This is a genomic window from Pseudomonas sp. HMSC065H01 (assembly GCF_001815235.1).
Lineage (GTDB): Bacteria > Pseudomonadota > Gammaproteobacteria > Pseudomonadales > Pseudomonadaceae > Pseudomonas > Pseudomonas aeruginosa.
The window spans coordinates 1-21,540 of the sequence record NZ_KV819936.1 but is presented as its reverse complement, the minus strand read 5'-3'; the positions used below and the strand labels follow the sequence as shown (position 1 = coordinate 21,540).

20 protein-coding genes are annotated in these 21,540 nt (G+C 67.3%); 10 read left to right on the top strand and 10 right to left on the bottom strand.

Going from position 1 to position 21,540, the window contains the following annotated elements; genetic code table 11:
• The coding region (locus HMPREF3014_RS29555; RefSeq protein ID WP_134607572.1) for an Ig-like domain-containing protein at positions 1 to 875 on the bottom strand (875 nt) is incomplete at its 3' end.
• Between the two features lie 499 nt (positions 876 to 1,374).
• Between HMPREF3014_RS29555 and HMPREF3014_RS29550 the strand changes: the two genes are divergently transcribed.
• Positions 1,375 to 2,397, top strand: a complete 1,023-nt coding sequence (locus HMPREF3014_RS29550) for a transporter (protein ID WP_003088098.1) — start codon at positions 1,375 to 1,377, stop codon at positions 2,395 to 2,397.
• Between the two features lie 60 nt (positions 2,398 to 2,457).
• Positions 2,458 to 3,249, top strand: a complete 792-nt coding sequence (locus tag HMPREF3014_RS29545) for an EcsC family protein (RefSeq protein ID WP_003106675.1) — start codon at positions 2,458 to 2,460, stop codon at positions 3,247 to 3,249.
• A 126-nt stretch (positions 3,250 to 3,375) separates the two neighbouring features.
• On the opposite strand, the gene lasA is transcribed toward HMPREF3014_RS29545, so the two are convergent.
• The 8 genes from lasA to fan1 all read right to left on the bottom strand — a co-directional run bounded on the left by lasA (position 3,376) and on the right by fan1 (position 13,262).
• Positions 3,376 to 4,632: an elastinolytic metalloprotease LasA gene (lasA, locus tag HMPREF3014_RS29540; protein ID WP_016263583.1), complete on the bottom strand. Its 1,257-nt coding sequence runs from the start codon at positions 4,630 to 4,632 to the stop codon at positions 3,376 to 3,378.
• A gap of 281 nt (positions 4,633 to 4,913) precedes the next feature.
• The gene (locus HMPREF3014_RS29535; RefSeq protein ID WP_003120217.1) at positions 4,914 to 5,339 is read right to left on the bottom strand and encodes a hypothetical protein; all 426 of its coding nucleotides are present in this window, start codon (positions 5,337 to 5,339) and stop codon (positions 4,914 to 4,916) included.
• Positions 5,340 to 5,621: 282 nt separating this feature from the next.
• Positions 5,622 to 5,861 carry an acyl carrier protein gene (acpP, locus tag HMPREF3014_RS29530; RefSeq protein ID WP_009876275.1) on the bottom strand — a complete coding sequence of 80 codons (240 nt, stop codon included), beginning with the start codon at positions 5,859 to 5,861 and terminating at the stop codon, positions 5,622 to 5,624.
• Positions 5,862 to 6,028: 167 nt separating this feature from the next.
• Positions 6,029 to 8,359, bottom strand: coding sequence for a type II secretion system secretin GspD (gene gspD, locus HMPREF3014_RS29525; RefSeq protein ID WP_009876274.1), 2,331 nt, complete (start codon positions 8,357 to 8,359; stop codon positions 6,029 to 6,031).
• Positions 8,346 to 8,873, bottom strand: a complete 528-nt coding sequence (locus tag HMPREF3014_RS29520) for a type II secretion system protein N (protein WP_023087569.1) — start codon at positions 8,871 to 8,873, stop codon at positions 8,346 to 8,348. The genes gspD and HMPREF3014_RS29520 overlap by 14 nt, the downstream gene beginning before the upstream one ends.
• A 141-nt stretch (positions 8,874 to 9,014) precedes the next feature.
• Positions 9,015 to 9,224, bottom strand: a complete 210-nt coding sequence (locus HMPREF3014_RS29515; RefSeq protein WP_003088087.1) for a hypothetical protein — start codon at positions 9,222 to 9,224, stop codon at positions 9,015 to 9,017.
• A gap of 89 nt (positions 9,225 to 9,313) precedes the next feature.
• Entirely contained in the window at positions 9,314 to 11,590 is a 2,277-nt protein-coding gene (locus HMPREF3014_RS29510) for an ATP-dependent DNA helicase (RefSeq protein ID WP_023084372.1), read from the bottom strand.
• Positions 11,583 to 13,262 carry a nuclease Fan1 gene (fan1, locus tag HMPREF3014_RS29505; protein WP_009876271.1) on the bottom strand — a complete coding sequence of 560 codons (1,680 nt, stop codon included), beginning with the start codon at positions 13,260 to 13,262 and terminating at the stop codon, positions 11,583 to 11,585. The genes HMPREF3014_RS29510 and fan1 overlap by 8 nt, the downstream gene beginning before the upstream one ends.
• Positions 13,263 to 13,395: 133 nt before the next feature.
• Between fan1 and HMPREF3014_RS29500 the strand changes: the two genes are divergently transcribed.
• The 4 genes from HMPREF3014_RS29500 (at position 13,396) to modC (ending at position 16,703) form a co-directional block, all read left to right on the top strand.
• Positions 13,396 to 14,046: a TetR/AcrR family transcriptional regulator gene (locus tag HMPREF3014_RS29500; RefSeq protein ID WP_003098214.1), complete on the top strand. Its 651-nt coding sequence runs from the start codon at positions 13,396 to 13,398 to the stop codon at positions 14,044 to 14,046.
• A 115-nt stretch (positions 14,047 to 14,161) separates the two neighbouring features.
• Complete coding sequence (modA, locus tag HMPREF3014_RS29495; RefSeq protein WP_003117674.1) at positions 14,162 to 14,917, top strand: molybdate ABC transporter substrate-binding protein; 756 nt, start codon at positions 14,162 to 14,164, stop codon at positions 14,915 to 14,917.
• Positions 14,918 to 14,929: 12 nt separating this feature from the next.
• Positions 14,930 to 15,616 carry a molybdate ABC transporter permease subunit gene (modB, locus tag HMPREF3014_RS29490; RefSeq protein WP_003088068.1) on the top strand — a complete coding sequence of 229 codons (687 nt, stop codon included), beginning with the start codon at positions 14,930 to 14,932 and terminating at the stop codon, positions 15,614 to 15,616.
• A 1-nt stretch (position 15,617) separates the two neighbouring features.
• Entirely contained in the window at positions 15,618 to 16,703 is a 1,086-nt protein-coding gene (gene modC, locus HMPREF3014_RS29485; protein ID WP_003098212.1) for a molybdenum ABC transporter ATP-binding protein, read from the top strand.
• Positions 16,704 to 16,724: 21 nt separating this feature from the next.
• On the opposite strand, the gene HMPREF3014_RS29480 is transcribed toward modC, so the two are convergent.
• The gene (locus HMPREF3014_RS29480; RefSeq protein WP_009876270.1) at positions 16,725 to 17,552 is read right to left on the bottom strand and encodes a class I SAM-dependent methyltransferase; all 828 of its coding nucleotides are present in this window, start codon (positions 17,550 to 17,552) and stop codon (positions 16,725 to 16,727) included.
• A gap of 85 nt (positions 17,553 to 17,637) precedes the next feature.
• On the opposite strand from HMPREF3014_RS29480, the gene HMPREF3014_RS29475 reads away from it, so the two are divergent.
• The 4 genes from HMPREF3014_RS29475 to HMPREF3014_RS29460 form a co-directional block, all read left to right on the top strand.
• Positions 17,638 to 18,525 (top strand): LysR family transcriptional regulator, encoded by an 888-nt coding sequence (locus tag HMPREF3014_RS29475; protein WP_003098210.1) that lies wholly within the window; start codon positions 17,638 to 17,640, stop codon positions 18,523 to 18,525.
• An 8-nt stretch (positions 18,526 to 18,533) separates the two neighbouring features.
• Positions 18,534 to 19,361: an aminoglycoside phosphotransferase family protein gene (locus HMPREF3014_RS29470; RefSeq protein WP_023087570.1), complete on the top strand. Its 828-nt coding sequence runs from the start codon at positions 18,534 to 18,536 to the stop codon at positions 19,359 to 19,361.
• Between the two features lie 115 nt (positions 19,362 to 19,476).
• Positions 19,477 to 20,400, top strand: a complete 924-nt coding sequence (locus HMPREF3014_RS29465) for a DUF808 domain-containing protein (protein WP_003098208.1) — start codon at positions 19,477 to 19,479, stop codon at positions 20,398 to 20,400.
• A gap of 346 nt (positions 20,401 to 20,746) precedes the next feature.
• A partial coding sequence (locus HMPREF3014_RS29460) for a cbb3-type cytochrome c oxidase subunit I (protein ID WP_177344066.1) occupies positions 20,747 to 21,540 on the top strand: 794 nt, incomplete at its 3' end.

Sequence of the window (21,540 nt, the reverse complement as noted above, 5' to 3'; positions counted from 1 at the left end):
ACGGTGGTGTCCGGCTGGCCGTCGCCATCGGTATCGACGCCCACCGTCGAGCCGGGTTCGGCCTTGCCGGTGACGCTGCTGCCGTCCGGCGCCACCTGCACGTCGGTAGCCGGCGCCGGGGCGGTAGTGTCCGGAGCGGTGACCTGGGCCGGCGGGCTGGCGTTGCCAGCCGGGTCGGTGACCACCACGGTGACCGTCTGGCCATTGGTCAGCGGCGGGTTCAGCGGAGCGGTGAAATTGCCGTTGGCATCGGCGATCACGGTGAGGTCCGGCTTGCCGTCGCCATTGGTATCGATGCCGACGCTCGCGCCGGCCTCGGCCTGGCCGCTGATGCTGCTGCCGTCAGGCGCTATCTTCAGGCCGCTGGCCGCCTTCGGCGGAGTGGTGTCCGGGGGCACCGAAGAACCGCCGCCGCCACCGCCGCCGCTGCTGTTGGAAATCGCCACCCCGGCGCCGATGGCCGCCGCACCGACCAGCAGCGCAGTCCCTGCGCTCATGCCACCGAGCACACCGGCGCCGGTCAGCGACTCGAAACCGGCCAGGCTTTCCTGCGGGATGTAGCCGGCCATCAGCGGCCCGTCGGCGGCGACCGGCGGCAGATCTACCGCCACCAGCTTGTCCTTGTCGGCCAGGAACAGCTGGCTGGAAGGCTGGCCTTCCGCATAGAAGTTGGCGATGCGTACGCTTTCCCCGGTCTTCAGCTGGACGATCAGGTCCGAACCGCTCTTCGAGTATCCCGCCACCGACTCCGGTGCGACATCGAGCGCGATATTACTGCTCTGGGAGAGTTTGAGTATCCCGTTTTCCGGAACCTCGACGGCAGCCGCAGAAGAAATACTCTGATCGATAGGGGTAACTTTCGCCTGGATCGACATTTCCGACATTCCTCTTGTCAAGCAGCGACCGAACGGCCGCACCATGTAATCCAGAAATAGCAGCTTTTAAATAAAAGGCGAGTCTGACTTTATATATAACGACTAAGAAAACCCCCATGAAAAATTCAATTTAGATAACCCCTGGAAAACATGCAGCCATTTAGCCATCACACGCCTATCTAATTGATAAACAATATATAATCAAAAAGTTATAATACTTTATAAACAACCCCCATCACCTGGCACGGCAAATCGACTAAATAACCCAGCGGGCAAATATCAGAACTCTACGATGCGTATTTCATAAAAACCGGGAGAAATGAAATAGCACTTCCCGGCACCTCGTAGTTCGTCGGCGCGAGGCGACGGCAAGACGCCCCCGACAGTTCCAACGGAAAGCATCGCCGGGCATCCCGCGAAGCGGCCTTCATCGTCCTGCAATCAAAGCGTCATCGTCACGATGCCAAGTTATCCAACCGATCCTCTCCCGCGAGCGACCATGCATCACGGTATCTCCCCGCCCCAGGACGCCGACCTGTTCGGCCTGATCTACGGTTTCCGTTTCCGCCCCGGCGAAGCGGGGCGGGAAATCGACTCGGCTACCGCCCTCGCCTGCCTGCGGCAGGCTCGCGAGGAGGCGCCGGACGAGTTCCTCTGGCTGCACCTGAACCTCGCCCATGCCGCCTGCGAGCGCTGGATGAAGAAGCATCTGGAACTGCCGGAGTATTTCTTCGAAAGCCTGCGCGAAGGGTCGCGCTCGACGCGCATCGAACACGTCGACTCGGCGCTGCTGGCAGTGGTCAACGACGTGGTCTTCAACTTCGGCCTGGTCTCTTCGGACGTCGCCACCCTGTGGGTCTGCGCCCGTGGCCGGCTGCTGGTCAGTGCACGAGCGCAACCGCTGCGCTCGGTGGACAAGCTGCGCTCTTCGGTGAAGCACGGCGAACCTTTCCGTTCGCCCCTGCAGTTGCTGATCCACCTGTTGCGCGACCAGGGCGACGTGCTGACCCAGATCGTCCGCGAAACCAGCGTCGCAGTGGACCGCATCGAGGACCAGCTACTGGCCCTGCGCCTCTCCGCCAACCGCGCCGACCTCGGCGCCATGCGGCGCGTGCTGGTACGCCTGCAACGCCTGCTGGCGCTGGAGCCCGGTTCGCTGCTGCGCCTGCTCAACCGACCGCCGGAATGGCTACAGGATGCCGACCTGCGTGAGCTGCGCGAAGCCACCGAGGAGTTCTCCCTGGTGATCAGCGACCTGACCGCCCTGGGCGAACGGATCAAGCTGCTGCAGGAAGAGATCGCGGCCAAGCTCAACGAACAGAACAACCGCATCCTCTTCACCCTGACCATGGTCACGGTGCTGGCCCTGCCGATCAACATCGTCGCCGGCTTCTTCGGCATGAACGTCGGCGGGATTCCCTTCGCCGACGATCCTGAAGGCTTCTGGATCATGCTCGTGCTGGTCGCCAGCTTCACCTTCCTCGCCGGCCGCTGGGCCTTCCGCAAGCGCGGCGACTATTGAGCGTGGACAACGCCGGCGGACAGTGGTTAGGTTGACCGACCACCGTCAGCCGGACCTTCCATGAGCCTTTCCCCCGCCGATCTCAAGCAACTCCAGGCCGCCAAGAACCTGCTGGAGAACCCTGGACTCACCGCGCAACTCACCAGCCTGCTGGGCACGCCGATCGAATACGGCCTGAAGAAGCTGCCGCGGAAGGTCAACGAGAAGCTCGGTTCGGTGATCGAGGGAGCGCTGCTGAAAGTCGCCCGCTCGGCCACCGCCACTCTCCAGGAAAACGCCAGCGGTCAACCGGCGAACCGCCTGCATACCCTCGGCGCCGCCGTTTCCGGTGGCGTCGGCGGCTTCTTCGGGCCGCTGGCGATGCTGGTCGAGGTGCCGGTCACCACCGGCATCATCTTCCGTTCCATCGCCGACATCGCGCGCAGCGAGGGCGAGTCGATCAGGGACATGGACACCCTGATGGCCTGTATCGAAGTCTTCGCCCTCGGCGGCAAATCCGCCTCGGACGACGCGTCGGAGTCCGGCTACTACGCGGTGCGTACGGCGCTGGCCCAGCAGGTCAAGGCGGCCGCCGACTTCCTCGGCAAGGACGCCGGCAGCAAGAAGGCCGCGCCCATGCTCCTGGCCCTGGTGCGCAAGGTCGCCGAGCGCCTGGGCGTGCAGTATTCGGAAAAGCTCGCGGCGCAGATCGTGCCCATCGTCGGCGCCCTCGGCGGCGCGGCGATCAACACGGTGTTCATGAACCATTTCCAGGCCATGGCGCGCGGTCACTTCGTCGTCCGCCGCCTGGAGCGCCACTACGGCAAGGATGTGGTTCGCGACGCCTACGCCCTACTGCCACGGCGCGGCTGAGCATGCCGGCCCACGCGGTCAGCCTGGCGCCGGGCGAGGCGGCAGCGACGCGCCAGGTATTCAGCGCCGTTTCGCTCGCGGCGGGACCTCGCGCGGAGCCCGGCTGGAGCCGGGCCCCGCGCCGACTCAGAGCGCCAGGCCGGGGTTGTACAACGGGCGGAAAGCGCAATGGGTGGTGCCGGCGCTCTGGTTGTAGAAATAGTAGCGGCGACAGTCGTTGTCGTAGTTGCTGGTGCCGACGTTGATCCGGTACGGACCGAAGCTGGCTCCCTGCAGGGAAACGAAGGCGCCGTTGTAGAGCAGCGAGAAATGCAGGTGCGGTCCGGTGGAGCTGCCACCCTCGCAGAGCGCGGTGTTGATGTTGCTGGCATAGACGCCGAGCTTGGTGTCGGCGCTGACCTGCTGGCCGTTGCTCACCTGGATCTGGTCCATGTGGTAGTAGTTGGTCGCCCAGCCGCTGGGGTGGGTCACCCGTACCTGGCAGCGCGACAGCACCCGTACCGTACCGGGGTGGGCGGCGACCACGCTGTAGGTCGCACTGCCCCAGCGCGGCCAGTCGTAGGACGCATCGAAGGACGAGAACGGATAGCCCGAGCCGGAGTTCGAATGCGCTCCGTTGGGCTGCCAGGAATAGCCCTGGCGCCAGGGCAATTGCATCAGGTTGGATGGCGGCGCCAGCGCGGCCTTCGCCTGGAGTTGCCGGGCCACGCGGTTGCGCGGCTGCAGGAGTTCCGCGGCCGGGGTGCCGAACAGGCGCTGGAAGGTCTGCGCGTAGGCGCCGAGCGGATTGCCGCCTTGCACGGCGGAGGCCTTCGCCCCCTCTCGCAACAGACCGAGCAGCGCGGCCGATGCCGCGTTCAGGCCGTCCTCGCCGACGGCCTTGCGCGCAGCCGCCTGGCGCAACTGGTATTCCTCGAAACCGTAGTAGCGCCGCGACAACTGCTGCAACACGTCGCGGACCTGGGCATCGAAGCCGCGTTTCGCCGACAGCCGTCCCAGCGGCGCCGCCAAGGCGCGCTCGTCCGGCGCCCCCAACGGCCCGGATTGCATGACCATCAGGGTCAGCAACACTTTCGGGTTGATGCTGTAGTAGCCGCTCCAGTGCTCCAGGTATTCGCTCTTGTCGCGCAGCGCCGGCGCATTCACCGCCAGGTAGGCCTCGAGGTCGAACGCCTCGGCGTCGCGACCGTAGAGGAACAGGTCGTCATTCAGCGGCAGGGCCACGCTGGGCAGTTGCAACTGGCCGAGTAACTCCGCCGAATAGCGGAAGGCCGGCAGGCCATCGTCATGGGCATTGGCCGTACCGCCCACGGCGAGCGCCAGCAAGACGAAGAGGAACGGCGAGCGCGGACTCGCCATCGCGCGGGATCTTTTGTGCTGCATGGGTAGCTCCTGGTCATCGAAGGGAAACCTTGAAAGCCAGCAGCCCGGCGACATCGCCTCCGACGGGATAGCCTGGTCCGCTCCGCCGGTATTTCGCCCAGGCCGGGTTGCACGCCGCAGGACCGTGCAACGCCGTCACCCGGGAAGACAACTATCAGCTTTTGCAGTAGATCCGGTGCCCCGCTCCGTCCGGCTGTAAAGCGTGCGGCAGCGCACTCCAACCGAGCCGAATCGATCACAGAACGCCAGGCGTCGGAAATACTTCGATACAGTCTGCGCGCTCAGCGTTCCTCGTCGGAGGAACCGTCGAGCGGATCACGACGCGCCAGCTCGGCCTCGTCGAGGCCGTGGCCGGCTCCGATCTCGTTGCCATGCACGACCCTCAGGCGCTTGTCCGCGGGCGATTCGCCGCCGCGCTCGGCCGGCGAGCGGGCGCCGCTTTCGTCGATCAGGGTTTCCGGCGCCAGATCGTCCATGCCGACGTTATCCTGGTAACCATCGTCCTCGTCCGGCTGCCCGCCAGCGTGGCCCGCCTCACGTACCCGCCGCGAGGAAAACTCGGCCTCCACCTCGGCCTCGGGCCGCTCGTCGCCGATCCGCGCCTTGCGCGCCTGGCGGCGCTCGTCGAAATCGAGCTCGCGCATCGAACCCATGCGGTCCTGGATATCATCGATTTCCTGGGGTGTTGTTTTCCGTCGTGTAGCCATGACGACCTCCGTTACGAATGGCGGGCACGCGCCGGGAATGGCACGCTGCCCTTGTTCGGTCGACCGGCGAGGCGCGGGAAGATTCAGGAAATCCAACCGACGGCGGCCGCCTCGCAATCGCGGCGGCGGGCAAAAAAAAGCCGGATCGGCCCGGGGCGGGCTGGACGATCCGGCGTAATCGAAGCGCGGGACGTCGCGCACCTTGCCGCCGGCACGGGCGGGAGGTGGCGCACAGCGTTTCGCAGGGAATGACCACGGCATCGGCCGGTGGTCCAGGGGGAGTCAGGTCGGCACGGCTTCCTCGAGATAGTCGATGGCCTGGCGCACGGTCTCGATCCGTTCCGCATCGTCATCGGCGATCTCGACGCCGAACTCCGTTTCCAGGGCCATGACCAGTTCGACCACCTCGAGCGACTCGGCACCGAAGTCGTTACGGAAGTCGCTGTCCAGCCGGATGTCGCATTCCTCCACGCCGAACCGGGCGGCTACCAGTTTCCTCACTCTGGTCTCGATGTCGTCCATGCATTGCGGTCCCACTGCCCGGCCCTGGAAAAAAGTGCGGCTACTAAAGCCTCCGTCCCCGCCAGCGACAACTGCCAGATCTGGCAGTGGCGCTGCGCTGGAGCGCGGCCGCCGCAGCGCGCCGGACAATCCGGTGGACGGAGCGCGACGCGAGGATTCGAAGTCCGTCACAGGGCGCTTCCCGGCGTATGCGCAATCACCCGCGCCTTCCCTCGCGGCAGGCTTTCGGGCAGTTCCGCCAGGGCCCGGCGTGCCTGCTCCGGGTCGAGGTAGTCGCCCCGTTCCACCGCGAACAGCTCCTGGCCATCGCGCAGTTCGCGGCGCAAACGCAACGACAGGCCCGGATGCCGCTCGATCAGCGCGCGCATGAAGGCTTCGCTGCTGCCCTCGACCAATCGCACGGCGTAGCGCTGGGGTGACGGCGGCTGCGGCGCGTGCGTGCCCTGGCGAACCTCCGGTACCTCGCCGCCGCGACCGTCGCCCAGGGACGCCGGGTCCGCCAGGCGCGGCTTCTCCATCAGCACCGGGGCTGGAGCCGGATAGCTGCGCGGCGAGCCAATAGGTGCCGGTGCGACCTGGGCGGCGGGACGCAGGTCGATGGCGCCGGCATCCTCGAACAGCGGGCGCGCCGGTTCGCCGGCGGCACCGCGCAGCAACTGGATGGAACGGTAACGGCCATGGCTGATGCGCTCCAGGCCGGCGGCATCGCGGACGATGCTCGGGCGCAGGAAGACCATCAGGTTGCGCTTCACCCGGGTCTCGCGGGACGAGCGGAACAGCCGGCCGACGCCGGGGATGTCGCCCAGCAGCGGTACCCGCGAATCGCTGCGCAGCAGGTCGTCCTGGATCAGTCCGCCGAGGACGATGACCTGGCCGTCGTCGGCCAGTACGGTGCTCTTGATCGAGCGCTTGTTGGTCACCAGGTCCACCGCCTTCGCCGCCAGGGTGGCGGTTGGCGCGATGGAGGATATTTCCTGCTCGATCTCCAGGCGCAGCATGCGGTCCTCGCCGATGTGCGGCGTGACCTTGAGGGTCACCCCGATATCCTTGCGCTCGACAGTGGTGAACGGATTGCTCGAACCGCTGGCGCTGGTGGTGTAGCTGCCGGTCTGAAACGGCACGTTCTGGCCGACCAGGATTTCCGCCTTCTGGTTGTCCAGGGTCAGCAGGCTCGGCGTCGACAGCAGGTTGCTGCGGCTATTGCGGCTCAGCGCGGTGACCAGTGCGCCGAAATCGCGACTGCCGAGGCCGACTATCGCACCGTCGGGCAGCTCTGCCGGCGGCTTGCCGGCCTGCAACGCGCCTAGCAGGGTGCCGATGGACAACCCGCTGTCGGCGAAGCCAGCGCCGCCGGCGACATGCCCGCTACGCAGCGCCCATTGCACCCCGAGGGCGTCGCCGATCTCGCCGGACAGCTCGACGATCGCCGCCTCCACCAACAGTTGCGCACGCGGCACGTCGAGCTGGCGGACGATGTCCTCGAGCAGACCGACATCCTCCGGGTCGGCGAGGATCACCAGGGCATTCAGCGATTCGTCGGCGCGCACCAGCAGGCCGCGCTTGCCGCTTCCCCGTCCATCCTGGCCCCGCTCGCCGCGCAGCGATTCGCCGATCTCCCCGAGGGTGGCGGCGAGGGTCTTGGCGTCGCCATGGCGCAGGCGGATCACCCGGCTGTTCGCCGACCGCGACGAGGGGACGTCGAGCGACTGCGCCAGCCGCAGCAAGCGCGCTCGCGCCTGCGGCGGCCCGAGCAGGACCAGGCGGTTGCTGCGGCTGTCGGCGAGGACCTGGACGGTGGCGGCGCTCTTCCCGGCGGCCGGGGTGACGCTGCGATCGAGCACCTCGGCGATTTCCGCGACCCAGGCATGGCGCATGTCGTAGATGCTGTAGTCATGTTCGCCGGCCCGGTCGAGGCTGCGCACGATCGCCTCGATGCGCTCGATGTTGGCGCGGCGGTCGCTGACGATCAGCGCGTTGGCCGACGGCACGGCGGCCAGATGGCCATGGGCCGGGACCAGCGGCCGGATCATCGGGATCAGTTCCGCCACCGAGGTCTGCTGCGCCTGGACCACCCGCGTCTCCAGGCTGCCCGGCCCATCGCGGACGGTCTTCTGCGCGGCGTCCTGGCGTGCCTCCATGTTCGGCACGATACGCGCCTGGTCGCCCTGCGGCAGCACCGCGTAGCCATGGGTGGCGAGCACCGAAAGGAACAGTTGGTAGACCTCCGCCAGGCTGAGCCGCGCCTGGGATACCACCGTGACCCGTCCCTTCACCCGCGGATCGACGACGAAGGTCTGGCCGCTGATGCTCGATACCTGCTCGATGAAGTCGCCGATCTCGGCATCCTTCATGTTGATCGTCCACTGCTCTTCCTCTTGCGCGGCGGCAGTCGCGGCAGGTGCCGGATGGACCGGCGGCGCCAGGCCGAGGACGGCCAGCGACAGGACCAGGAACAGCGGAGACAGGCGCTGGGCGGAACGGGTACTACAACGTGGCATGGGTGGTTTCTGCCCCTTCGGCTTTGGGGAAATACAGACGTTCTTCATAACCCTGGTCGCGCAGCACCACATGGTCGCGATGAACCGCCAGCAGCACGGTGCCGGGGCGCACTTCGGCGCCCGACAGGAAGCGCTGCGAGCGCCCGGCCACCGCGATCAGCGCCGCCGAGCGGTCCTCGCGACGCGCCAGGAAGCAGGCCAGCAGGCGTAATTGCAGACGCTCGCCCGCCGTCGCGCCGCGCGGCGACGGAGCGCCACCGAACAAGCCGGCTAACGCCGCGTGCGGGGCCGCTGAAGGGTTGGCTGGCGGCGCCGGGGCCGCTGCGGCGGGCAATTCCGCCAGCTCGCGGCGCAGCGAGCGCGTCTGGCTGGCCAGGCTGGCGCTGAGCAACGCCAGCAGCAGCACGCAAAGCACAGCGGGCGCATGCCCGGCCAGGCTGCGCAGGGAAACGAAAGACGATGGAAGGTGACGCGACATGCAGCAGGCGGATTCCGGCAAACGGGCGCGCTGCATCGACGCGGCTCGCCCAGGGGCGGCGAGCATAAGGGATGGGGCTGCGGCCTACGGCCGCGAAAGGGCAAAACTGTTAAGGCTGCCCGCTTTGATCCTTCGTGGCGGGAACTGGCCCACAAAACGCCAGGCGCGGGAAAGGCCTCAGCGCTTGCCCATCGAACGACGGGTACCGCGCGGCGCCATGCCGGGACGCTGGCCCTTGTCGTGGATCTTCCGCTGCGGATAGAGCTGGGCCTGGTTCTTCTTCGCCAGGGCGGCCTTCAGCAACGCGCTGGCGTCGCTCGGCGCGGCCTGGGCCGGAGCGTCGTCGGAGGAAAGGGCCTGGGGAAGAGCGTCGGGAGCGGAAGCCATGGCGTATCCGGATCGGGGGAAATCGTGGGGACGCGATTATACATGGCTGTCCGGCTGTCCGGCAGCACCTGCCGGCGTATCGCCACGGGTCAACGCAGTTGCCACCAGCCCGGCAGCAACCGGCGCACCTTGGCCTGGGCGAAACGGTCGTCGATCAGGTGCACCACGCCGCGATCGCTGCGGCTGCGGATCACCCTCCCGGCGGCCTGGACCACCTTCTGCAGTCCCGGATACAGGTAGGTGTAGTCGTAGCCGTCACCGAACAGGCGCTGCATGCGCAGGCGGATCTGCTCGTTCACCGGATTCACCTGGGGCAACCCGAGGGTGGCGATGAAGGCGCCGATCAGGCGCTCGCCAGGCAGGTCGATGCCTTCGCCGAAGGCACCGCCGAGCACGGCGAAGCCGATGCCCTCGCCGCCCGCGACGAAGCGCTCGAGGAAGACCCGGCGCTCCGCCTCGTCCATCCGTGGCGTCTGGCTCCACCATGGCACCCACGGGTATGCCTGGCGGAAGACGTCCAGCGCCTGCTGCAAGTAATCGAAGCTGCTGAAGAAGGCCAGGTAGTTGCCCGGCCGCTGGCGAAACTGCTCGCCGAGAATCGCTGCGATGGGCGCCAGGGATGCCTGGCGCTGCGCATAGCGCGTGGAAACCCGACGCTGTATGTGCACCTCCAGTTGCTCGGCGCTGAATGGCGAGTCCACTTCCAGCCAGGGCGTGCCCGCCGGCAGGCCGAGCAGGTCGGCGTAATAGTCGCGCGGCCCGAGGGTAGCGGAGAACAGCACGGTGGAGCGGCTGGCGGCGAAGCGCTCGGCGAGAAACGCCGCCGGCACCACGTTGCGCAGGCACAGCCGGGCCAGGCTGCGGCCGTTGCGGCCTGGGCGCTTCTCGATGTCGAACAGCGAATGCTCGCCGAACAGTTCGGCGAGACGGCCGAACTGCAGGATCGCGAAGTAGAACTCCTGCAACGCCGGCTCCAGCGCCTGCGGTTGCTCGGCGAGCAGGTCGTTGATCGCCGCCACCGCGTTCTGCAAGGCCAGGAGCAGCTTCTGCGGAGGCTCGTCGTAGGCCTGGTAGTCGTCCGCCTGGGTCTTGGCCAGTTCGTTCCAGGCACGCTGGATGCGCTCCAGCGGTTTCCTCAGGGCCTCCGGGGCGGTTTTGCGCACACCGAGGAAATCGCCCTGGTCGAGTTCGGCGGAATACATCCGCCGGCCGCGCTCCACCAGGTTGTGCGCCTCGTCCACCAGTACCGCCACCCGCCACTGGTTGACCTGGGCCAGGCCATGGAGCATGGCGCCGAGATCGAAGTAGTAGTTGTAGTCGCCCACCGCCAGGTCGCACCAGCGCGCCAGTTCCTGGCCCAGGTAGTAGGGACAGACCCGGTGCGCCAGCGCCACCTCGCGCAACCGCGCCTGGTCCAGCCAGCGCGCCTCCACGGCGGCGGCGCGGGCCGCCGGCAGGCGTTCGTAGAAGCCCTGGGCCAGGGGACAGGACTCGCCGTGGCAGGCCTTGTCCGGGTGCTCGCAGGCCTTGTCCCGCGCCACCAGTTCCAGCACCCGCACCGGCAGTCCGCCGGTCTCCCCTTCCAGGCTGCGCAGGGCATGCAGCGCGAGGGCCCGGCCCGGGGTCTTGGCGGCCAGGAAGAACAGCCGGTCCAGGCGCTGCCCGGGCATCGCCTTGAGTTGCGGGAACAGCGTGCCGATGGTCTTGCCGATCCCGGTCGGCGCCTGGGCCATCAGGCAACAACCGGCGGAGGCGGCCTTGTACACCGCCTCCGCCAGTTGCCGCTGGCCGTGGCGGAATTCGGCGTGGGGAAAGCGTAACGCGGCCAGTTCGCGGTCGCGCCGCTCGCGGTGCGCCAGTTCCTGCTCGGCCCAGGCGAGAAACGCCTGGCACTGGCTCTCGAAGAACAGCCGCAGCTCGTCGGCCCGCACCCGCTCGACGAAGCGGGTCTCCTTCTGGCTGCCGACCTCCAGGTAGACCAGCGCCAGTTCGACTTCCTCCAGCTTCCGTTCGGCGCAGAGCAGCCAGCCGTAGACCCTGGCCTGGGCCCAGTGCAGGTGCCGGTGGTTGGCCGGTTGCAGGGCGAGGTCGCCGCGGTGGGTCTTGATTTCCTCCAGGCAGTTCGCCTGCGGATCGTAGCCATCCGCCCGGCCGCGCACCTGCAAGTGACGGTAGCGTCCGTCCAGCGCCACTTCGCGCTGGTAGTGAGCGGGGCGCCGGGAGGTCACCAGGGTATGTCCGGCGATGCCTTCCAGGGCGCTGGGCGACGGGGTGAAGCGCAGGTCGAGGTCGCCGCGCTTGGCGCTGAACTCGCAAAGCGCGCGCACCGCCACCTGGTACAGCGCCTCGCCGCCCTGCTCAGTCATCGACATGCCAGCGCACGTAGCAGACCGCCACCGGCATCTCCCGCTCGCAGCAGAATTGCAGCCAGCGCAACTGGTTGTCCTGCAGGCGGTCGCCCGGTCCCTTGACCTCGACCATCCGGTAGCGCCGCTGCGCCGGCCAGAACTGGATCAGGTCCGGCAGGCCGGCGCGGTTGCCCGGGATATCCTCCAGCAGGCGTTCGAACCAGGCGCGCAGGTGGGCCGCCGGCAGGCAATCGAGCGCCTGTTCGAGCAGTTCCTCGCCAAGCAGTTCCCAGTAGACGAAGGGCGACTGCAGGCCGAACTTGTCGCGGTAGCGACAGCGGATCGCGTCGCGGTAGCTGCCGTCCTCCAGCCGTCCCAGGCAGGCCTCGAACAGGGCGGCGCGGCGCTGGCGGAAGTCGGCGCTGTGCAGGTCCGCCGGCGCGCTGTGGAAGGGATGGAAGAACGCCCCGGGAATGGCGGCGAAGATCGCCTCCCAGCAGAGCAGTCCGAACAGCGAATTGATCAGGCCGTTCTCGACGTAGTGCACCGCGCAATCGGGCTCTTCCAGGTGCTCGCGGACCGCCCACTCGACGCTACAGGGTTCGCTCGGGTACGCCAGGCACAGGTCCAGGCGGTCGATTTCAGGAGCCGCCGCCCGCGCCTGTCGCGGCAGGCCGAGCTTGCCTTGCAGGCGCGGCAGCAATCGGGCCAGGCCCTGGCGTTCGGCGTCGCTTTCCGGCGCACAGCTGGCCTCCCGCGCCAATGCATGGGCTTCGGCGAAGCGCTCGCCGCGTTCCAGGCTGCGAATCGCCCGCAGGCGCGCGCCGGGGTGGCTGGATTGGCGATAGAGCCGCTGGGCCAGGTCGAAATCCCGCTGCTTTTCGCAGTGCTGGGCGAACTGGAACAGCAGCTTGACCCGCCGCCCTTCCAGCCAGGGATTGGCGTAGGGTTCGCCCGGCAGGCCGGCGAGCAGTTCCTCCAGCGGCTCGCCGAGGTCGAAGCGCTGGCGGCAGTCGAACAGGTGGAGATAGGCGTCGACGTCGGCGCGCAGGCGAAAGCCGCGAGAGTCGGCGGAAAACTCGACGCTTTCGTAACGATAGATACCCAGGTCGGCAAGGACGAACTCCGACCAGTCCTGCCACAGGTTGCCGAAATACATCAACCGCAAGCGGTCGCAGAGCGCCATGCAGCGCAACTCGTAGACCGGTTCGGCGAAGTCGGCCTGCCACTCGGCGAGCCGCCGCGCCTCGGGGAACAACGGCTGGAGCCGTTCCAGCAGCGCATCCTTGCGCAGGTTCGCGCGCCCGAGATGGTCCCTGAACAGCTGCGACAATTCGTCCTTCTTCAGCAAGCCGAACAGTTGCGCCAGTTCCAGGGTCGGCTGCGCGTCCACCCAGCCCAATGCCAACAGCGGTTGCACGGCGGCGCGCGTGTCGCCGATCTCGGCATAGGCCAGCTTGCCTTCGCGGAACAGCGTGCCCTTGCGCATCACCATGCGCACCAGCAGGGCCTGGCTGGCCTCGGGCAGCTCGGCGAACGCGGCGATGAAGGCACGTTCCTGATCGTCGAGCAGATCGGCATAGCGTTCGCCGATCCAGGCGAGCACCGCGCGGAAGTTGTGCAGGTAGTAGAAGGGTTCGGGAAGCGCTGGGGAATTCACGGGAAGCGGAGCCTGGTACTGTTCATGCATACAGATACCAGCGCCCCCACGGCTTGGCAATGCGCATCCGATCAAGCGTCGCCGGCCTGACGACGACTATCCAGGCACAAGATGTTCGTTATATAAAAATATTAACAACGAAACCTGCCCCGTATCGGTCCCGATGAAGAAGATCCGCCAACGCAACCTGCAACTGATCCTCGACGCCGCCTGCGAAGTCTTCGCCGACTGCGGCTTCAGCGCCGCCCGGCTCAGCGACGTCGCCGAGCGCGCCGGCGTGGCGAAGGCCAACGTGCTCTATTACTACCGCTCCAAGGCGCAACTCTACGAGGCGGTGCTGGACAGCATCGTCGAGCCCCTGCTGGAAGCCTCCCGGCCATTCGCCGGCGACCAGCCGCCCGCCGAGGCGCTACGCGCCTACGTCGACAACAAGATGCGCATCGGCGCCGAGCGGCCGCACGCGGCCAGAGTCTTCTCCTGCGAGATCATGCGCGGCGCGCCGCGCATGCCGGCGCCGCTGCTGGAACGCCTCGACGCCCAGGCGGAACGCAACGCCGAGCGCATCCGCCAGTGGATCGACGAAGGCCTGCTGGCGCCGCTGGATCCGTACCACCTGCTGCTCAACCTGTGGGCGATGACCGAGTCCTATGCCCTTGGCGGTTGGCAACTGGCGCGCCTCACCGGCCAGGCCGGGCTGGACGCAAGCGACTACCGGCAGGCGGCGGAAAACATCGTCCGCCTGGTCTGCGCCGGCTGCCTGGCACTCCCCGGCGAGGCCGCGCCGCGTCGGCGTTTCCGCGCGCTGGCCGGCTGAGCGACTTGCGCCGGATCAATTTCCGCGTAGCGCTATATTCCAAAAGCCATAGCGAACCCCTAAGCTTGCGCCAGCCCCGTCCGCCAACTTCGTTCGCCCCCCACAGGAGCACTCCATGACCACCCGCCTGCCCCAGCTATTGCTCGCCCTCCTCGCCAGCGCCGTATCCCTGGCCGCCAGCGCCGACGAGGTGCAGGTCGCCGTCGCGGCCAACTTCACCGCGCCGATCCAGGCCATCGCCAAGGAATTCGAGAAAGACACCGGGCACAGGCTGGTTGCCGCCTACGGCGCCACCGGCCAGTTCTATACGCAGATCAAGAACGGCGCTCCGTTCCAGGTTTTCCTCTCCGCCGACGACAGCACTCCGGCGAAACTGGAGCAGGAAGGCGAGATCGTGCCCGGCTCGCGCTTCACCTATGCCATCGGCACCCTGGCACTCTGGTCGCCCAAGGCCGGCTACGTCGACGCCAAGGGTGAGGTGCTGAAGAGTGGCAGCTTCAGGCACCTGTCCATCGCCAACCCGAAGACCGCGCCCTACGGCCTCGCCGCCACCCAGGCGATGGACAAGCTCGGCCTCGCCGCCACGCTCGGGCCGAAGCTGGTGGAAGGCCAGAACATCAGCCAGGCCTACCAGTTCGTTTCCAGCGGCAACGCCGAACTGGGCTTCGTCGCCCTGTCGCAGATCTACAAGGATGGTAAAGTCGCAACCGGCTCGGCCTGGATCGTTCCCGCCGAGCTGCACGACCCGATCCGCCAGGACGCGGTCATCCTCAACAAGGGCAAGGACAACGCCGCCGCCAAGGCCCTGGTCGACTACCTGAAGGGCGCCAAGGCCGCCGCGCTGATCAAGTCCTACGGCTACGAACTCTAAGGCGGGACCTGCATGGCGTTGCCACTCGACAGTACGGACCTGGCGGCCATCTGGCTGACCATCGAGCTGGCTTCGCTCACCACCCTCCTCCTGCTGCTGATCGGCACGCCCATCGCCTGGTGGCTGGCGCGCACCCGCTCCTGGCTGAAGGGGCCGATCGGCGCGGTGGTGGCCCTGCCGCTGGTGCTGCCGCCGACGGTGATCGGCTTCTACCTGCTGGTCAGCATGGGTCCCAACGGTTTCATCGGCCAGCTCACCCAGAGCCTCGGTCTCGGCACCCTGCCCTTCACCTTCGCCGGCCTGGTGGTCGGCTCGGTGTTCTACTCGCTGCCCTTCGTCGTGCAACCGTTGCAGAACGCCTTCGAGGCGATCGGCGAGAAACCGCTGGAGGCTGCCGCGACCCTGCGCGCGAGCCCCGTCGACCGTTTCTTCAGCGTGGTCCTGCCGCTGGCCCGGCCGGGTTTCGTCACCGCCGCGATCCTCGGCTTCGCCCATACCGTCGGAGAGTTCGGCGTGGTGCTGATGATCGGCGGCAACATCCCGGAGAAAACCCGCGTGGTCTCGGTGCAGATATTCGATCACGTCGAAGCCATGGAATACGCCCAGGCCCACTGGCTGGCCGGCGGCATGGTGGCGTTCTCCTTCGTCGTCCTCCTCGCCCTCTATTCGGGCCGGCGCCGCCGGCCGGGCTGGGCCTGAGATGGATGGCCTGCGCCTGCGCTTCCGCCGCGCCTACCCCGGCTTCGAACTGGACATCGACCTGGCTCTTCCCGGTCGTGGCGTGACCGCTCTGTTCGGCCATTCAGGCTCCGGCAAGAGCACTTGCCTGCGCTGTATCGCCGGCCTGGAAAAGGCCGCCGAGGGCGAGGTGACGATCAACGGCGAGACCTGGCAGGACAGCCGCCGCAACCTCTTCGTCGCGCCCCACCGACGTGCCCTCGGCTACGTGTTCCAGGATGCCAACCTGTTCCGCCACCTGACGGTGCGGCGCAACCTGGCCTTCGGTCTCAAGCGCATCGCCGCCGCCGAACGCCGCGTCGAGCTGGAACAGGCCTGCGCCCTGCTGGGCATCGAGCACTTGCTGGAACGCATGCCGGAACGCCTCTCCGGCGGCGAGCAGCAACGCGTCGGCATCGCCCGGGCCCTGCTCACCAGCCCGCGCCTGCTGCTGATGGACGAGCCTCTGGCATCCCTCGACCTGAAGCGCAAGGGCGAGATCCTGCCCTATCTCGAGCGCCTGCATGAGGAACTGGACATCCCGGTGCTCTATGTCAGCCACTCGCCAGACGAAGTGGCGCGCCTGGCCGATCACCTGGTGCTGCTGGAGAACGGCAAGGTCCGCGCCAGCGGGCCGATCGGCGAAACCCTGGCGCGAGTCGACCTGCCGCTGGCGCTGGACGACGATGCCGGGGTGGTGATCGAGGGCACGGTCAGCGACCACGACCCGGCCTACGGCCTGCTGACCCTGGTCCTGCCCGGCAGTGCGCTGCAAATGCGCGTCGCCCACGCCCCGCTGGCCCCCGGCAAGCGCCTGCGCTTCAAGGTACAGGCGCGCGACGTCAGCCTGAACCTGCGCGACGACGCCCAGAGCAGCATCCTCAACCGCCTGCCGGTACGGGTCCTGGAATTGGTCGATACCGACACCGCGGCCCACGTCCTGGTGCGCCTGGATGCCGGCGGCAATCCGCTGCTGGCGCGGATCACCCGTTACTCGCGGGACCAGTTGCAACTACGACCCGGCCAGCTGTTGTGGGCGCAGATCAAGTCGGTGGCGGTGCTCGCCTGACCCCGGCCTCGACTGCGGCGCCTAGACCCTGGGCCAACGGTAGCGGATCAGCCGGCCCATCCGCCGCAGGAAGGCGAAGCCGTTGTAGATCGGCAGCATCAGCCGCGACGACTGCGGCAGCTTGGCGACGTCCTGCGGGTCATAGTCGGTGACCTCCTCGATGAAGCGCAGGGCCGGATGCCACCGCTCGAGTTCACGCGGGTCGTCGATGCTCCAATGCACCTGCGCCCCGGTCTCGCGCAGCGGCGGATACAGGCGCAGCAGCATGATGCCGAGGCGGCCGTAGCCGTCGAACAGCAGCTCGCCGCTACCCAGGTGGTCGACCAGGCGTTCCACCAGGCGTCGCACCTGGGACTCCCGCAGGTAAGGCATCAGCCCCTCGGCCAGGACCAGGGCGGGCCGCTCGCGCGGCACCCGTTCCAGCCAGCCGTCGTCGTCCACCGAGTGGCGCAGCGCCCGATAGGCGCCGGCGCGCGGCGGGTAGAGTCGCTCGCGCAGGTCCATGACTTCCGGATAGTCGAGGTCGAACCAGGGCACCTCGGCCGGCGGGTCGACCCGGTAGATACGGCTGTCCAGGCCGCAACCGAGGTTGAGCACCTGCCCCTCGGGATGGCGGCCGAGGAACTCGCGGCAGGCCTGGTCGAAGTAGTGCGAGCGCATGGCCAGGGCCCGTTCGTTGCCCTTGCCGAGGGCGACCCTGGAGAAGTCGAAGTCGATCTGCCGCACCGCCTCCTCGGCGAAACGGTCATGGAGGATGGAATCGTCCAGGCGGCTATCCAGCGCCTTGGCGTAGAGGGTGATCAGGAGCGTCTGCTTTTCTCCGGTGAGGGTAATGCGGTGGCCGGGCATGAAAACCTCCTGCGGGCACGCGTGCCTCTTCAGTCCTTGCCGAAAACATCGCTATGCTTCGGCAATGATTGCCCTGGAGTCACGAATGAAAGCCAACTCCGATGAACTGCAAAGCTTCGTCAGTGTAGTCGACAGCGGTTCCATCAGCGCCGCCGCGGAACAGATGGGACTGACCGCCTCGGCCGTCAGCCGGACCCTCTCGCGCCTTGAGCACAAGCTCGGCACCACCCTGCTCAACCGCACCACCCGGCGCATGGAGCTGACCGAGGAAGGCCGCTACTTCCTCGACCAGGCACGGCAGATCCTGCAGCAGATGGAGGCGCTCGAGGAACGCCTGGCCCTGCGCCGGCAGAGCCCCGCCGGACGCCTGCGGATCAACGCCGCCTCGCCCTTCATGCTGCACGCGGTGGTGCCGCACATCGGCGAGTTCCGCCGGCTGTACCCGGACATCCAGCTCGAACTCAACACCAACGACCTGATCATCGACCTGTTGGAGCAACGCACCGACGTGGCGATCCGCATCGGCGCGCTCAGCGACTCCACCCTGCACGCGCGGCCGCTGGGCGCCAGCCGCCTGCACATCCTCGCCAGCCCGGAGTACCTGGCCCGCCACGGCACGCCGGCGAGCATCGAGGGGCTGCGAGGGCACACCCTGCTCGGCTTCACCCAGCCCGAGCACCTCAACCGCTGGCCGGTGGTGCACGCCGACGGCGATCGCCTGGAGATCCAGCCGGATATCTCTGCCTCCAGCGGCGAGACGCTCCGCCAACTGGCCCTGAGCCACCAGGGCATCGCCTGCCTGGCCAGCTTCATGACCGACCGCGATATCCAGGATGGGCGCCTGGTGCCGCTGTTCGCCGAACAGATGAGCGAATACCGGCAACCGATCCACGCCGTCTACTATCGCAACTCGCAACTGGCGCTGCGCATCCAGTGCTTCCTCGACTTCATCCAGCAGCGCCTGGGCGCCTGAGACCGACCGTGAACGAATCCCTCGATTTCTTGCCCTACCTCGAGCGCTGGGCGTTGCAACCCGACGGCGAGCCCTTCGCCACCCACAGCAGCCGCCTGCTGCCGGTGCGCCATCGCGGCGCAGCGGCGATGCTGAAGATATCCAGTGCCGAAGAAGAGCGTTTCGGCCACGTACTGCTCAACTGGTGGGACGGCCAGGGCGCGGCCAGGGTGCTGGCCTACGACCACCAGGCGCTGCTGATGGAGCGTGCCACCGGCGGGCGCTCGCTGCTGGAGATGGTCAGGCGCGGCGACGACGACGAGGCTACGCGTATCCTCTGCCAGGCCATCGAACGCATCCATGCCCCGCGCCCGGGTCCGTTGCCAGAGCTGACCCCGCTGGAGCGCTGGTTCGACTCGCTGTATGCCGCCGAGCGCCGCTACGGCGGGCTCTACGTCGACTGCGCGAATGCCGCCCGCTACCTGCTGGAGACCGCTCGCGAACAGCGCCCGCTGCATGGCGACATCCACCACGGCAATGTGCTCGACTTCGGCGAGCGCGGCTGGCAAGTCATCGACCCCAAGCGGCTCTACGGCGAGCGCGGCTACGACTACGCCAACCTGTTCACCAATCCCGACGCGAAGACCGCCCAGGCGCCCGGCCGTTTCGAGCGCCAGCTGGAGATCGTAATCGCCGCCAGCGGCCTGCAGCGCCGCCGCCTGCTGCAATGGATCCTGGCCTGGACCGGACTCTCGGCGGCCTGGTTCGACGAGGACGGCAGCCGCGAGGAGACCGAAGCCGAGCTGGCCATCGCCCGCCTGGCCCTGGCAAACCTCGCTCGAACGCCTGCGCAATGAACTGTGTGGCGGCTCCCGCGCTCCAACGCGAGGCACTGTTCCGCCGCCGCGATCCGGTGTCAAATACACACCCCGCCAAGATGGCGGTGCCCACCACCCAGTAAGGAAACCCAAGATGGCCGGAGCCAGCCTCCTCACCCTCCTCGACGATATTGCCGCGGTGCTCGACGACGTCTCGCTGATGACCAAGGTCGCCGCGAAGAAGACCGCCGGTGTCCTCGGCGACGACCTGGCCCTCAACGCCCAGCAGGTCACCGGGGTCAACGCCGACCGCGAACTGCCGGTGGTCTGGGCGGTAGCCAAGGGCTCGCTGCGGAACAAGGCGATCCTCGTCCCCGCCGCGCTGTTGATCAGCGCCTTCGCGCCCTGGGCGGTGATCCCGCTGCTGATGCTCGGTGGCGCCTACCTGTGCTTCGAAGGCTTCGAGAAGATCGCCCACAAATACCTGCCTCATGACGACGAGCACGCCGACGAGGCAGCGCTGGCGGCCAATGTCGACGTGGCCGCCCTGGAAAAGCAGAAGATCGGCGGCGCGATCCGTACCGACTTCATCCTCTCCGCGGAAATCATCGCCATCACCCTGGGTACCGTCGCCGAGTCCAGCTTCACCACCCAGGTACTGGTGCTGGTCGGCATCGCCCTGGTGATGACCATCGGCGTCTACGGCCTGGTCGCCGGCATCGTCAAGCTGGACGACGCCGGCCTCTACCTGTCCAGGCGCGACAGCGGCTTTGCCCAAGGCCTCGGCGGCGCCATCCTGCGCACCGCGCCATACCTGATGAAAGGCCTGTCGGTGGTCGGCATGGCGGCGATGTTCATGGTCGGCGGCGGCATCCTCACCCACGGTATCCCGGTGGTCCACCACGCCATCGAACAGGCCGCGCAGAGCGTCGCCGGCATCGCCACGCTGGGCCCGCTGCTGGCGGCGATCACCCCGACCCTGCTGAACTTCCTGTTCGGCATCGTCGCCGGCGCGGTGGTGCTGGCGGGGGTGCTGCTGGTCAAGCGCCTACTGCCGAAGAAGAAAAAGACTGGCTGAGCCTGCCATCGCCGGCAGCGCCATCGCGGAGGGCGGATAGCCGCCCTGGCGCGCATCCCACGAAGCGGTTGTGCGCCCTGCCCCGGAAGTCCTCCTCCGTTACAATTCAATAATTTTGCACTGTAATAGCAACATTATTCGTTGGAGACGAATAAAGCTCCCCTCCTAGAATGGCCACCAGTGCCATGAGCCGTCTGTTCCGAGCCTTCCAGACGAAGATCCGACCTCCGCACTCCATCGACCCGGCAACGGGATACCCAGAAAAATACCGATAACCCAACGAGGACCCGAGGGTCGCGCCTGCTCGCCAGCCGGCCGGACCCCGGGGCCCGGCGTGCCAGCGACCATGAACGATACGGATAGCAGAAAAGATCCGGACGGCTACAACTACGACGTCGTCCGCCAGTTCACCCTGATGACCCTGGTCTGGGGCATCCTCGGCATGGGCCTCGGGGTGTTCATCGCCGCCCAACTGGTCTGGCCGGCGCTCAACCTCGACCTGCCCTGGACCAGCTTCGGCCGCATCCGCCCGATCCACACCAGCCTGGTGATCTTCGCCTTCGGCGGCAGCGCGTTGTTCGCCACCTCCTTCTACGTGGTGCAGCGCACCAGCGGCGTGCGGCTGATCTCCGATGCCCTGGCGCGCTTCGTGTTCTGGGGCTGGCAGGCGGCGATCGTGGGGATGATCGTCAGCTACCCGCTGGGCTATACCACCTCCAAGGAATACGCCGAGATGGAATGGCCGCTGGCGCTGTGGATGGCGATCGTCTGGGTGGTCTATGCCTACCTGTTCTTCGGCACCATCGCCCGTCGCAAGGTGAAGCACATCTACGTCGGCAACTGGTTCTACGGCGCCTTCATCATCGTCACCGCGATGGTCCATATGGTGAACCACGCATTGCTGCCGGTGAGCCTGGGCAAGTCCTACTCGGCCTATTCCGGCGCCACCGACGCGATGATCCAGTGGTGGTACGGGCACAGCGTGGTCGGCTTCATCCTCTCGGTCGGCTTCCTCGGCATGATGTACTACTTCGTGCCCAAGCAGGCCGGGCGACCGATCTACTCCTATCGCCTGTCCATCGTGCATTTCTGGGCGATCATCTCGATCTACATCTGGGCCGGCCCGCACCACCTGCACTA